Source organism: Actinoplanes sp. GCM10030250, from assembly GCF_042666575.1.
In the GTDB taxonomy this organism is placed as follows: Bacteria; Actinomycetota; Actinomycetes; order Mycobacteriales; family Micromonosporaceae; genus Actinoplanes.
This window is the reverse complement of sequence record NZ_JBHTDO010000052.1, coordinates 51,015-64,902: the sequence shown is the minus strand read 5'-3', so window position 1 is coordinate 64,902 and position 13,888 is coordinate 51,015. Positions and strand designations below refer to the sequence as shown.

Annotated in this window: 7 protein-coding genes and 1 pseudogene; 6 read left to right on the top strand and 2 right to left on the bottom strand. The window is 68.5% G+C overall.

All coding sequences use genetic code 11. The features are described from left to right. The 6 genes and pseudogenes from ACFQV6_RS40720 to ACFQV6_RS40695 all read left to right on the top strand — a co-directional run. Positions 1–4,623: pseudogene (locus ACFQV6_RS40720) on the top strand (ricin-type beta-trefoil lectin domain protein); the annotation flags it as partial. Between the two features lie 385 nt (positions 4,624–5,008). Further along, complete coding sequence (locus ACFQV6_RS40715) at positions 5,009–5,317, top strand: hypothetical protein (protein WP_378033073.1); 309 nt, start codon at positions 5,009–5,011, stop codon at positions 5,315–5,317. 135 nt (positions 5,318–5,452) lie between these two features. Next, positions 5,453–6,007 carry a hypothetical protein gene (locus tag ACFQV6_RS40710; RefSeq protein ID WP_378033072.1) on the top strand — a complete coding sequence of 185 codons (555 nt, stop codon included), beginning with the start codon at positions 5,453–5,455 and terminating at the stop codon, positions 6,005–6,007. An 89-nt stretch (positions 6,008–6,096) separates the two neighbouring features. Then, positions 6,097–7,278: a hypothetical protein gene (locus ACFQV6_RS40705; protein WP_378033071.1), complete on the top strand. Its 1,182-nt coding sequence runs from the start codon at positions 6,097–6,099 to the stop codon at positions 7,276–7,278. A gap of 128 nt (positions 7,279–7,406) precedes the next feature. Next, complete coding sequence (locus ACFQV6_RS40700) at positions 7,407–8,915, top strand: cellulase family glycosylhydrolase (RefSeq protein WP_378033070.1); 1,509 nt, start codon at positions 7,407–7,409, stop codon at positions 8,913–8,915. A 163-nt stretch (positions 8,916–9,078) separates the two neighbouring features. Further along, positions 9,079–10,608 carry a M1 family metallopeptidase gene (locus ACFQV6_RS40695; protein ID WP_378033069.1) on the top strand — a complete coding sequence of 510 codons (1,530 nt, stop codon included), beginning with the start codon at positions 9,079–9,081 and terminating at the stop codon, positions 10,606–10,608. Positions 10,609–10,646: 38 nt separating this feature from the next. On the opposite strand, the gene ACFQV6_RS40690 is transcribed toward ACFQV6_RS40695, so the two are convergent. Beyond that, positions 10,647–12,353 carry a glycerol-3-phosphate dehydrogenase/oxidase gene (locus tag ACFQV6_RS40690; protein ID WP_378033068.1) on the bottom strand — a complete coding sequence of 569 codons (1,707 nt, stop codon included), beginning with the start codon at positions 12,351–12,353 and terminating at the stop codon, positions 10,647–10,649. A gap of 28 nt (positions 12,354–12,381) precedes the next feature. Next, positions 12,382–13,863 carry a glycerol kinase GlpK gene (gene glpK / locus ACFQV6_RS40685; protein ID WP_378033074.1) on the bottom strand — a complete coding sequence of 494 codons (1,482 nt, stop codon included), beginning with the start codon at positions 13,861–13,863 and terminating at the stop codon, positions 12,382–12,384. Positions 13,864–13,888 lie beyond the last annotated feature (25 nt).

Sequence of the window (13,888 nt, the reverse complement as noted above, 5' to 3'; positions counted from 1 at the left end):
GACCTGCCCGCCAAGGGTGAGACCGCGGCGCTGAAAGCGAATGACCGGCTCTGTTATCCGGTGTTCTGGCATCCGGATCCGGCTGAGGAAGACATCGACTGGTTCCACAAGTACGTGGTCGAGGGCATTGAGGAATTGCCCGCCGTGGATGGCGCGGTCGGAACTCTGACGAGCTACGGATACAAGAACGCGGCGTGGAAGATCGCCGAGGCCGAGTTCACCAAGAAGTCCACCCGGACCTATTCCAACTTCGCCGGCTTCGAGCAGACGACCGTCATCACCGGCGCGGACGACCCGGCCATCGGTAGCAAGCGGACGAAGGCTGTCACTCGCTACTTCCGTGGTCTGGGCGACACGGTTTCGGTCAAGGACATCACCGGCGCCGAGATCGCCAAGGACGCCGAGCCGTTCGCGGGACGCATCGCCGAGGAGCTGACCTACTCCGAGGCGGGGGATGCCGACAGTGACTGGCTGACCCGCAGCATCACCTACCCGGTGGCGACCAAGCTGGCCGAGCGGGAGCGGGAGGGCATCAGCCCGCTGCGGGCCTGGCGGGTCACCGAGCCGCGTCAGGTGACGTGGACCAAGTCCTCGGGTACCGGTGATGACAAGCGGACACTGCGCAGCACCGAGACCCGTACCACCTACGAGAACACCTACGGGTTGCCGACATACATCGAGTCGCTCGGTGACACGGGCAAGAACGGCGACGAGACCTGCACGTTCGTCGAGTACGTGCACCACACGGGCAAGAACCTGATCGGCCTGACCAAGCAGACCCGGACCAGCTCGACCACCTGTGCCGCGGCCACCTGGGACAACCTGAAGTCCCTGAGTTCGGCGAACCGGATCACCTACGACTACTCCGCATACGGTGAGCCGCTCGTCGACGACACCCGCGGTCTGGCCAGCCAGTCCTCGTCGCTCAAGGGCGACGGTTCGGGCTTCGAGTGGAACGGCGCCTACTACTTCGACGCGATCGGCCGGGTCACCTCGTTCCTCGACCCGGACATGCAGACCTCCAAGGTGACCTACGAGCCGGCCACCGGCCAGGCGTTCAAGGTCATCGAGGAGAACGGGTTCAAGCACAAGCAGACCCGCGAACTCGACCCCGGCCGCGCCGTCACCATCAAGACGACCGACGCGAACGGACATGTCAGCACCGCTGAGTACGACCCGCTGGGCCGCCTGGTCAAGGGCTGGGCGCCGGGCCGTGCCGGTGCGGCGATCCCGGACTTCGAGGCGACCTACACGCTCCCGAAGCCGGACGCCGACGGTGTTCGCCAGCCGCCGTTCATCACCACCAAGGCGCGCGGTAACGAGAACCGCATCGAAACGTCGGTCACGATCTACGACGGTCTGGGCCGGGAGCGGCAGAGCCAGGAGCAGGCCACCGGTGGTGGCCGGCTGATCACCGACACGCTGTACAACAGCTCGGGTGAGGTGTGGCAGACCAACAACGCCTACTTCACCAAGGGCAGCCCGTCGGGCAGCCTGTTCACGCCGGACTCGGAGATCGCGGTTCCGAACGCGACCCGCTACACCTACGACGGCCTCGGCCGGGTGTTGCAGGAGACCCCGATCCTGCGCGGCCAGGAAACCCCGGCCCGCGCCTCCAAGTACGAGTACGGCACCGACTGGTCGATCGTGCGGAACCCGGTGGGGGCGACCTCGTACCGGATGTTCACCGACGGCGTCGGGCGCACCGCACGGGTGGACACGTTCAACGACGCGGCCGCGGGCGGCTTCACGTCGATGCGCTACGAGTACACCTCGCGCGGCCAGCTCGCGAAGGCCGTCAACTCGGAGGCCAGGCCGGAGAACTTCTGGTCCTGGAAGTACGACCAGCGTGGTCGCCAGATCGAGGCGAAGGACCCGAACACCGGAACCACCAAGAGCGTCTACGACCACCGCGACCGGGTGATCTCCACAACGGACGCCCGTGGCACCACCGTGGTCACCCAGTACGACGGTCTGTCCCGGCCGACGAAGCAGTTCCTGGGCTGGGAGCTGACCGACCTGCGCGCCGAGTTCACCTACGACACGGCACCGGGTGGTGTCGGGCTGCCGGCGACGGCGACCCGATACACCGATGGCAAGGGTTACAAGCAGTCGATCGCCGGCTACACCAGCGACTACCAGCCGACGGCAACCACGCTCACGCTGCCGTCCGACATCGCGACGGCGTGGGGGTTGCAGACCTCTTACACGTACGGCTACACCTACACCGACGCCGGCCTGCCGGACACGATCAACCTCCCGGCGCTCGGCAACCTGCCGAGCGAGAAGCTGATCGCCCGGTACAACAAGGACGGCCTCCCGCTGTCCATCTCGGGCCAGGACTGGTACGGCTCGGAGACCGCGTACTCGCCGTACGGGCAGGTCATGCGGTCCACCCTCGGTGCGCAGCCGTACCGGGTGTGGGCGCAGAACACCTACGACGAGGCCGACGGCGCGCTCACCAACCAGCAGGTCTACCGGGAGAACACCGGCGACAAGACGCTGGTCGGCGGGGTCCTCGCCTCACACCGCTCCTACGGCTACGACAACGCGGGCAACGTCACCTCGATCCGCGAACGCTCGGTCGGCATCGAGGAACGGCAGTGCTTCGACTACGACTCGATCGGTCAGCTGGCCAAGTCGTGGACCGCGAAGGACCAGGACTCCTGTGCCGCGGCTCCGGCCGCTTCGACGGTGGCCGCGGGCAAGGACAACGCCGGCTACTGGCAGGAGTACGAGTACGACCTGCTCGGCAACCGCACCAAGCTGGTCGAGAAGAACCTCACCGGCGACACCACCAAGGACACCACCAGCACCTACACCTACGGCAAGGCCGACGGCAGCCAGCCCGGCACGCTGACCAAGGTCACCAAGAAGTACGCCACGCCGGCCGGCGCGCAGGTCACCACCGAAGCCGAGCGGCTCTACGAGCTGACCGGTGACACCCGGTCGGTCACCTCGGTGCAGAACGGCGACAAGCAGGAACTGTCCTGGACCTACGACGGCAAGGTCGAGCGCATCTCGGGCTCGGGCAGCACCGGTAAGTCGCCCTACTTCGGCCTGAGCAACGGCTGCCTCGACGTCGACCAGGGTGCGGCAGCGGCCGGGGCCAAGATTCAGATCTGGGGCTGCAACGGCAGTCTTGCCCAGAAGTGGACCTTCAAGCCGTCGCCCGGACAGGCCGACGCCAACCTGGGCACGATGACCCAGTACGACAACTGGTGTGCCCAGCCGGTTGCCAACACCGCCGGCTCCGGCCTGGCACTGCAGAAGTGCGACGGATCGGCTGCCCAGCAGCTCCGGCGCGGCGCGAGCGGCCAGCTGACCCACCCGGCGTCGAACCTGTGCCTCACGGTCAGCGCCCTCAACTCGCCGGTCACCCTCGCCGCGTGTGCGGCGAGCAACGCCGGTCAGGTGTGGAGCGCCCAGCACGAGACCCGGCACATCTACGGTCCCGACGGTTCTCGCCTGCTGACGATTCAGGGCAAGCAGGCCACGCTGAACCTGGGCGAGGCCCAGCTCACCGTCCAGCAGGGCGGTGCGCAGGTCAACGTCCAGCGCTCCTACGCGGTCCCCGGCGGCTCCGTCGTCCGGTACGCCATGGGTGGCGCGGTTTCGGCTCTGATGGCTCTCACCGGTGATCACCAGGGCAGCCCGTACGCCGAGATCACCCTCAGCGGCACGATGGGCATCCGGATCCGCAAGCAGGACCCGTTCGGCAACGAGCGCGGCACCGCCCCGCTCGCGCTGAACATGAAGACGAACGCCGGATACCTGGGCGCACAACGCGACGACACGTCCGGCTACATGCCGCTGGGCGCGCGTCTGTACGACCCGGTGGTGGGACGCTTCCTGTCCGCGGACCCGGTCACCGACCTGGCCGACCCGCTGCAGCAGAACGGGTACGCCTACGCCCACAACAACCCGGCCACCCACTCCGACCCGACCGGCCTGTCCATCTCGCTGACCCCGTCCGAGCTGGCCTCGGCTCTGGCCGGCGCGGGCCTGTCCGCGGCGCAGATCGCCGAGGCACAGGCGAACTCCAACCGGTCGCTGACCGACGTGATCCTGTCCGCCGCCTGGTCGATGCTGAAGGACTTCATCGGCATCAACGACGCCATGGCCTGCTTCGGCGGTGACATGTGGTCCTGCGGCAGCCTCATCATCGGCGCGATCCCATGGGCCAAGCTCGGCAAGATTCCGGCCGTCGTCCGGGCCATCGACCGCACCATCGCCGCGATCCAGGCCTGGCGTACGGCCAAGAAGGCAGCCGAAGCCGTCCTGGCAGCAGCCAGGGCAGCGGAAGCCGCGGCACTGCAGGCCAAGAAGCTGGCGATCGAGCGGGCGAAGAAAGCGGCACAGGCAGCCAGGAAGAAGGCCGCCGACAAGGTCAACACGGTAAGCAACAAGGCCACCCAGGCCACGAAAAAGACCGGCAACGAGGTACAGCGGCAAGCGCAGTCGAAGAGCGCGCCGAAGGTGTCGTCGTCCGTCGGCGGCGGTAAGGGTGGTGCTTCCAAGGGCGGTTCCAAGCCGGGCGGTGAGTCGGGTGCCTCCAAGCGCAGTTCCGGCGGCAGCAGCGGCGGCGGCAGCTCCGGGAAGGCCGGTCGTGGCGGCGGCGGTGGCGGCGACGACGTCAAGGTCTACCGTGCGCCGCACCGGGGGAACAAAGAGGCCGAGCGTAATGGTCTTGACCCCGCGAACCACCCGGACAACGGACGTCATCCCGGCACGGGTTACATCGGAGACACCGAGGACGTGGCCCAGCAGTACGCTATTCAGGGCATCTACGAGGATGGCTACTGGGAATACACCATGAAGCCCGAGTTCCTGGAGCACTTCCCGGCGGAGAAGTACAAGCGGACGCACGACAACAAGCCCGGCGAGTTCCAGTGGCTCATTCCCCGGGACAAGATTCCGCTCTTCAACTCCATGATCTCGGACCGTAAGTGGATCAACTATTACCAGGGTTATCGATGGGAAGACTGAGAGGCCGAGGTGTTGAGCGGTGAGTGACGATGAGGATTTTTGGGGTCAGGCGGGACTAACCCAGTTCCAGATCGTCAAGTGCCGTGTCACGGCTCATCGCGAGCGCTTCGGTGTGGACGTCGAGACGGTGGCCCCCGTTGAAGGAGTTCCCGCCTTCATCGACTTCGTTCTCCTTCGGGAGGCCGGAGTGCAGGTCACGCCGGCCGACTTCCCCGCCGTGGGAACCATGCTCGATGCGGTGACGATCGACTTTATGCCGTGGGGTGAGCTGCGGCTGTCGGCTCGTCCGTCGTCGATCGAAAGAGCGCGGGCTGATTCCGGTTCTTGACCGGCGTTCGCGTCGCTGACCTCGGGCCCGTCCAGGATCATCTGGGCGGGCCCGGTGTCTGAGCAGCGGAACCTGCTCGGCACTGACGGGGACAAATTTGATCAAGTGGGTGGGAATCGGATAGCGTGCGCGGCCATGAAGCTCACTAGCGTCGCGTTCGGCGCACTGATCAGCGCCTCCCTCCTGACCCTCACCGCGTGCGGCGACGGGGATTCCGCGACCACCGCCGCCCCGACACCCACCGTGGCGGCCACCTCTGCCGCGCCGACGGAAACCGCCTCGGCGGAGGCGCAGGCTGAGCCGGCGGAGAGCGCCGCGGGTGGCAAGAACGCCGCGGGTGGCAAGAACGCCGCGGGTGGCAAGAGCGACAAGGAGCTCTGCCAGGCCGTGAAGAAGGCCGGCGAGGAAATGAAGACCGAGCTCATCACCGCTCTGCAGGAGGCCGGGGGCAACCCGTCGCCCGAGGCGTACAAGAAGGTCCTCACCGGTCTGGACGCGAAGCTGACCGAGCTGATCGCCTCCGGTGGTGACGGCAAGGTCGCCGCTGCTCTCCAGCAGATGAGCACGCAGGCCGACAAGGCCGCGTCGGCGGCCGACCCGGTCACCGCCGCCGCCGATCCCGCGTTCGAGAAGGCGGGTACCGCCGTGAGCACCGCCTGCAAGCCCACCGGCATCGCCGTCAACTTCTGATCTACGCAGGCCCCTAGATCTTGGACATTTGAGCCGCCCAGGGCCGGTTCGGATGTCCAAGATCTCGGGGGAGCCCGTACCATCGCCCGATGCGAAATCGACGGGACCTCGTGGTGGTGGCGCTGGGCGGCCTGCTCGCACTGACCGCGTGCCAGGCCGGCACCGGCCAGGAGATCCGCCCCCTCGCCGGCGAGTCCGCGCCCACCACGACGACCGGCTCGGCGGCACCGGCCAGCTCGCCCACGACGAAGCCGTCCCCCACGAAGAGCGCCGCACCGAAGAAAACCAAGTCGCTCCCGAAACCGGGCAATTCCCAGGGCAAGGCGACCGTCCCCGCCGCCGCCCGAGCGATCGACACCTCCAAGCCGAACCGCACGGTGGGCACCGGCACCGCCGCGAGCTGCACCTCCGCCGCGGTTGTCAAGGCGGTCGCCGCCGGCGGGATCATCACGTTCGACTGTGGACCCGAGCCGGTCACCATCACGATGACCGCCACCGCCAAGGTCCGTAACGCCCACGCCAAGACCGTCATCGACGGCGGGAACCGGGTCACGCTGAGCGGTGCGGGCAAGCGGCGCATCCTCTACATGAACACGTGTGACGAGGCACAGGGCTGGACCACCTCGCACTGCCAGGACCAGGACACACCCAAGCTGACGATCCAGAACATGGCGTTCACCCGCGGCAACAGCACCGGTGACAAAACCGAGGGGGGTGGCGGGGGAGCGGTCCTCGTCCGCGGCGGCAACCTGAAGATCGTCAATTCGCGGTTCACCGGCAACCGGTGCGACCGCACCGGGCCGGATCTGGGTGGTGCGGCGGTCCGGGTGCTGGACCAGGGCGGCGACCGCCCGGTGTACGTGGTGGGCAGCACCTTCACCGGCGGAGTCTGCTCGAACGGAGCGGCCTTGAGCAGCATCGGTGTCTCGTGGACCGTGCTGAACAGCCGCTTCTCGGGTAACGAGGCGGTCGGTAAGGGCGCGAACCCGGCCCGCGGCGGCACCCCGGGCGGTGGCAGCGGAGGCGCCATCTACCTCGACGGTGACCGGTTCAACCTCACGCTCGACGGCACGGTCATCGAGGGAAACCGTGCGGTGGAGGGCGGCGGCGCGGTGTTCTTCGTCAGCAACGACCGCACCGGAACCCTGAAGATTCGCAACTCCACGCTGCGGCGCAACCCGAGCGAGGGCTTCGAGACCGACGGCCTGCCCGGCATCTTCTACCTCGGTTCCGGCAACCCGGCGGTAACCGGATCCAGCCTCAAGAAGTAGGCCCACCCTCCGGGCTCCGGTTCTGCAACGCCATTGCCATCAGGCAAGCCCTGCAACCGAGGTGAAACGCGCCGATCCAGAGGCCGCCCCCATCACGCGACTTCCCCCGAGAGGCGCCCCGATCCGCCATGCGCAAAACCCGCCTGCACGCCGCCGCAGCAGCCTGTTCGCTCCTGGTCGGCCTGACGTTCCCGATGTCGCCGGCCCGGGCCTCGGCCTCCGAGTCCTCGTCGGCGGACTCCTTGTCGGCGGTCGACTTGGTCACGGCGGCGCCGACGTTGGCGGGCAGGATGGCGGCGGTACGCGTCGCGAAGACCATCAACTACTACCCGTCGGACGCCGGCTGGTCGGCGATGTGGACCGGCTTCGACACCACCCGCATCGAAACCGACCTGGCCAGGGCCGCCGCGCTGGGCGCCGACAACGTACGGGTGATCGTCTTCCCGCAGACCCACGGATACCCGCAGCCGAAACCCGAGTACACCGAGCGCCTCCGCAAGTTCATCAGCATCGCCGAGGCGAACAACCTCACCGTCAAGATCACGCTTTTCGACTGGTGGGCCGGCTACACCGACGTGGCGGCGAGCATCACGTGGGCGAAGACCGTGCTCGCGCCGTACGTCAACGACCCGCGGGTGATCGCCGTCGAGCTCAAGAACGAGTTCCAGCCGAACGACGCCGCCTCCGTCGCCTGGATCCGTCAGCTGATCCCGGCGATCCGGGTCGCGGCGCAGGCCATGCCGCTGACGCTCTCGGTCGACGGCAGCACCGGTGCGGCCGGCATGGCGAAGATCAAGTCTTCGCTGACCTCGACACCGCTGGACTACTACGACTTCCACTTCTACGGCAACTCGGAGCGCGCGCTCGCCGAGATCCGTAAGGCGCAGGCCGCCGTCGCGCCCGACGTCGTCGTGATCGGCGAGACCGGCGTGAGCAGCGCGGTCGGCTCCGAGGGGGAGCAGGCGGCCTACCTGGCCCGGGTGTTCCGCGCGGCCAAGGAGGCGGGTGTCGGCTCGGTGGCGCCGTGGACGCTCAACGACTTCTCCGAGGGTGCCATCCCGAGCAACTCGGCGGTCTCCACGATGCCCGCCCAGTACAGGTTCGGGCTCTACCGCGCCGACGGCACACCGAAGCTCTCCGCCTCCGTGGCGCGTACGGCCTGGACGACCGGGACGATGCCGAACAGCTTCCTGAACCTGGGCTTCGAGGCGGCGGCGATCGACTCGCCGTGGCGGCAGAACGTTCCGGCGGCCGGCACCGCCGTGATCACCACCGGGATGGCGCGCTCCGGGTCGTACTCGGCCCGGTTCTCCGACACCACCCGCACGTCGGCCGGGCTGCCCTCGCTCGTCATCTCGCCGATCACACCGGTGCAGGCCGGCTATCGGTGGCGTGCCGAGGCGTTCGCTCGCGGCATCAACGCCACCGGCACCACCGAGATGGCTCTGAGCTGGTTCGACGTCAACGGCAAGTGGATCAGCCAGGATCTGTCCAACCGGCTGCCGGTCGGCAACACCAGCTGGACGAAGCTCGTCGTGGAGGCGATCGCCCCGGCCGGCGCGACAGCCGTGCAACTGCACCTGAAGTCAGGCGACAACACCGGCTCGGTGTGGTTCGACGACGTCGCGATGTCATAAAGGTCGCGACGTAATAAAAAGCTATGTCGTGGATCGGACGCACCGAACAAGGGAAAACCCTGCACGACGGGACACATTTTGTTAGACATCCTTCGATAGGTTGGCGGTGAATCTCGCCAACGTCGGATCGGGACCCGATCCGCCGACGGAAGGAAGTCCAACCGTGCGACGACTGCTAGTGGCGCTGACCGCCACAGCGTTGACCCTCGCCGGATCGGGCGTGGCCGCCGAGGCCACGCCCGCTCGCGTTTCCGCGCTGCCGCACCGTGCCGCCCCGGCGCCGGGCGGCCCGGGTGTGGGGGACGAGTACTACCCGGACTACGGCAACAGTGGATACGACGTTTCCCACTACGACATTCGGGTGCGTTACACGCCGGCGACCGACCGGCTCACCGGTACGACGACGATCCTGGCCACCGCGACGCAGGACCTCAGCCGGTTCAACCTCGACTTCCTGCTCGACGTCTCGTCGGTGCGGGTGAACAACCGCCCCGCCACGTTCACGCGTGTCGGTGAGCACGAGCTCGTCGTCACGCCGGCCCGCCCGGTGGCCGACGGTGGTGCGATGACCGTCGTCGTGCAGTACGCCGGTGTGCCGTCGACCGAGGTCGCCGCCGGCTTCACCGCGTGGATCAAGACGCCGGACGGCGCCATGGCCATCGGCGAGCCGGAGATCGCCTGGTGGTGGTACCCGAGCAACGACCACCCGTCCGACAAGGCCACCTTCGACGTCTCGGTCTCCGTGCCGGACGGCGTCGAGGCGATCAGCAACGGCGTCATGCCCCGCCCGCCGGTGCGTGAGACGCTCGGTTACACCCGGTGGAGCTGGCGCTCGCTCAAACCGCAGGCGACCTACCTGACGTTCATCACCATCGGCCAGTACGACGTCACGACCGACACCACCGAGGGCGGGGTGCCGGTTTACAACGCCTACTCCCAGCTGCTCAGCCAGGACTTCCGGGACGCCGCGCAGTCGAGCGTGGAGCGGACGGCCGAGGTCATCGAGTGGGAGAGCACGGTGTTCGGCCCGTACCCGTTCGAGGCGGTCGGTGGCATCGTGGCAGCGCCCGACACGCTCGGGTTCGCCCTGGAGAACCAGACCAGGCCGAACTACGCGGCGGGCTTCTTCCGCCGTGGCTCCAACACCTCGGTGGTCGTCCACGAGCTGGCTCACCAGTGGTTCGGTGACTCGCTGTCGGTGGAGCAGTGGAAGCACATCTGGCTGAACGAGGGCTTCGCCAGCTACGCCGAGTGGCTGTGGTCGGAGAAGAACGGTGAGGGCACGGCGCAGGAGATCTTCGACTTCCTGTACGCGACCAACCCCGACGACGCGCTGATCTGGACCACCGCACCGGCTGACCCGGGTGTCGCGCAGCTGTTCGGCGACGCCGTCTACGACCGTGGTGCGATGACCCTGCACCAGCTGCGGCTGGCGGTCGGCGACGACGACTTCTACGAGATCCTTCAGACGTGGACGGCCGACAACCGCTACGGCAACGTGACGACCGACGAGTTCATCGCGCTCGCCGAGAAGATCTCCGGCAAGGACCTCGGCGCGCTGTTCGACGCGTGGGTCTTCACCCCGGAGAAGCCGGTTGTCGCGGCCACCGCGGCTCTGGCCCGCAAGGCTCCGGTCGCCCCGAAGTCGTGGGCGAAGATCAGCGAGACGCACGAGCTGCTGCACCAGCACTGACGATGTGGTCCGGGGCGGGTGGACCCGCCCCGGACCGTTCAGGCAGCGAGGGGGACGGCCTCGCGTCGGGTCGCGTCCGCGCTCTCGTCGTCGGGTTGCTGTTGCGCCGCGAGCTCCGCGTCGATTCTCGCCCGGTATGCCGCGATCTCGCGCTCGGCTTCCGCCTCGCTCCACCCCAGGTGAGCCGCGACGATCTGGGCGGTGGTCCGGGCCGCGGCGACGCCCCGGTCGGTCGTTTCGAAAGATATCCGGGTACGCCGGACGAGCACATCCTCAAGATGGCGAGCCCCCTCATGGGTCACCGCGTAGAGGACCTCCGCCCGCAGGTAGTCCGGGGCACCCTCGAGCGGCTTGCCCAGTGACGGGTCTGCGTCGATCAGCGCGAGCACCTCGTCGATCAGGGTGCCGTACCGGCGGAGCAGGTGCTCGACCTTGCCGACGTGCAGACCGGCCCGGCGCGCGAGCAGGGCACGCCGGTTCCAGGCGGCCCGGAATCCGCCGGCGCCCAGCAGCGGAACCTGGTCGGTGCAGGACACCGGCACCCGGGACGTGAGTTCGCGGGCCGCCGCGTCCACCGCGTCCTTGGCCATCACCCGGTACGTCGTGTACTTACCGCCGGCCACCACGACCAGGCCGGGAACCGGGGTGCCGACCGCGTGCTCCCGGGACAGCTTCGCGGTGCCGGTCGCCGCCGCGGACAGCAGCGGGCGCAACCCGGCGTAGACGCCCTGCACGTCGTCGCGGGTGAGCGGGGTCGCCAGGGTCTTGTTGACCTCGTCGAGCAGGTAGTCGACGTCACCGCTGGAAACCGCCGGTTCCTCCTTGTCGAGGTCCCACCTGGTGTCGGTGGTTCCGATGATCCAGTGCCGCTCCCACGGAATCACGAAGAGGACACTGGTAGCCGTACGCAGAATGATGCCGGTGCGGCCCGCGATGCGGTCGCGTGGCACCACCAGATGGATCCCCTTGCTCGCGGTGATCGTGAACTGGCCGCGCTCGCCGGCCAGCAGCGCCTGGCTGTCACCGGTCCACACGCCGGTCGCGTTGATCACCGTGCGGGCACGGATCTCCAGCTCGGCGCCGGTCTCGGTGTCGCGGGCACGGACACCGACCACGCGACTGCCCTCACGCAGGAAGCCGACCACCTCGGTGCGGGCGGCCACGTGCGCGCCGTGCGCCATGGCGGTGCGCACCAGGAACATGGTGTGCCGCGCGTCGTCGACCTGGGCGTCGTAGTAGCGGATCGCACCGACCAGCGAGTCCGGGCGCAGCGACGGGAACGCCTTCAGCGCCTGGCCGCGGCTCAGGTGGCGGTGCCGCGGCAGGCCGGCCCCGTCGGCGGAGAGCGCGAGGGTGTCGTAGAGGGCGACGCCGGCTCCCACGTAGAACCGTTCCCAGGCCCGGTGCTGGAGCGGGTAGAGGAACGGAACCGGCCGGACCAGGTGCGGCGCGAGCCGCTGCAGGAGCAGGCCGCGTTCCCGCAGCGCCTCACGGACCAGGCCGAAGTCGAGCATCTCGAGGTAGCGCAGGCCGCCGTGGATCAGCTTGCTCGACCGGCTGGAGGTGCCGCTGGCGAAGTCGCGGGCCTCGAGCAGGCCGACGGCGAGCCCGCGGGTGGCCGCGTCGAGCGCCGCACCGGCACCGACCACGCCGGCACCGACGACCAGGACGTCCAGTTCGTCGCCGGTGGACATGGCGGCCAGCGCCGCCGCCCGCGTCTCTGGGGAGATCACTCCGGTGTTCATCAAAGTCCTCTTCTCCGGGCGGAAACGGTCAGCCGACGCTGACCCAGTCGAGGGTGCGGTCGATCGCCGCTCTCCAGCGGGTGGTGCCTTCGGTACGCCTGGCCGCGCTCCAGGCCGGCTGCCAGCGCCGGTCCTCGTGCCAGTTGGTACGCAGGTCGTCGACGGATTTCCAGAAGCCGACCGCCAGCCCGGCGGCGTACGCGGCACCCAGCGCCGTCGTCTCGGCAACGGCCGGACGACTCACCGGCACGCCGAGGATGTCCGCCTGGAGCTGCATGCACAGCGCGTTCGCGGTCACCCCGCCGTCCACCTGGAGGCAGTCGAGTGTGGTGCCGGAGTCCTGCGCCATGGCCTCGACCACGTCGCGGGTCTGGTAGCAGATCGCCTCGAGCGCGGCCCGGGTGATGTGCGCCGCGGTGTGGAAACGGGACATGCCGACGATGGCCGCCCGCGCGTCCGGCCGCCAGTACGGCGCGTACAGCCCGGAGAAGGCGGGGACGAAGCAGACGCCGGCGCTGTCCTCGACCTGTCCGGCGAGGGTCTCGCTCTCGGCCGCCGAGCCGAGGATGCCGAGCTGGTCGCGCAACCACTGCACCGCGGCACCGGCGGCGGCGATCGAGCCTTCCAGGGCGAACACCGGCGGCTGGTCGCCGAACTGGTACGCCACCGTCGTGAGAAGCCCGTGGCTGGAGCGGACCGGCGTGGTGCCGGTGTTCATCAGCAGGAAGCCGCCGGTGCCGTACGTGCATTTGGTCTTGCCGGGGTCGAAGCACGTCTGGCCGAAGAGCGCCGCCTGCTGATCCCCGATGGCCGCGGCGATCGGCACTCCCGGGAGGACCGCCTCCGCCGTGCCGTAGATCTCCGCCGACGACCTGATCTCCGGCAGCATGACCCGCGGTATGCCGAAGAGCTCGAGCAGCTCGGGGGCCCAGTCCAGGGTGGACAGGCTCATCAGCATGGTGCGGCTGGCGTTGGTGACGTCGGTCAGATGCCGCCCGGTGAGGTTCCAGATCAGCCAGCTGTCCATCGTCCCGAACAGGATCTCGCCGCGCTCCGCACGATCCCGCAGGCCGCCGTCCAGCAACCACTGGATCTTGGTGGCTGAGAAGTAGGTGGCCGGCGTCAGGCCGGTCCTCTCCCGGATCAGGGCCGCGTCCAGGCCGGCGACCAGGTGCTCGGTACGGGTGTCCTGCCACACGATCGCCGGAGCCACCGGCACCCCGGTCGCTCGGTCCCAGAGCACCACGGTCTCCCGCTGGTTGGTGATCCCCACGGCGGCCAGGTCGGACGGCACGAGACCGGCACCGGCCAGCGCGACGTCGATCGTCTTGAGGGTGTTCTCCCAGATCTCCACCGCGTCGTGCTCGACCCATCCGGACGCCGGCAGGATCTGCCGGTGCTCGATCTGGTGCCGGGCGATCTCCGCACCGGACCGGTCGAAGATCATGAATCGGGTGCTCGTGGTGCCCTGATCGATCGCGCCGACGAAGCCCACACGTACCTCCCGAATCCGTCTCCGGGCTCGGACGTTATGC

Bases quoted from the DNA above. Each gene is read 5' to 3' on its own strand.
- ACFQV6_RS40710 (WP_378033072.1), top strand. From the start codon at position 5,453: ATGAAGCTCACTAGCGTCGCGTTCGGCGCACTGATCAGCGCCTCCCTC.
- ACFQV6_RS40705 (WP_378033071.1), top strand. From the start codon at position 6,097: ATGCGAAATCGACGGGACCTCGTGGTGGTGGCGCTGGGCGGCCTGCTC.
- ACFQV6_RS40700 (WP_378033070.1), top strand. From the start codon at position 7,407: ATGCGCAAAACCCGCCTGCACGCCGCCGCAGCAGCCTGTTCGCTCCTG.
- ACFQV6_RS40690 (WP_378033068.1), bottom strand. From the start codon at position 12,353: ATGAACACCGGAGTGATCTCCCCAGAGACGCGGGCGGCGGCGCTGGCC.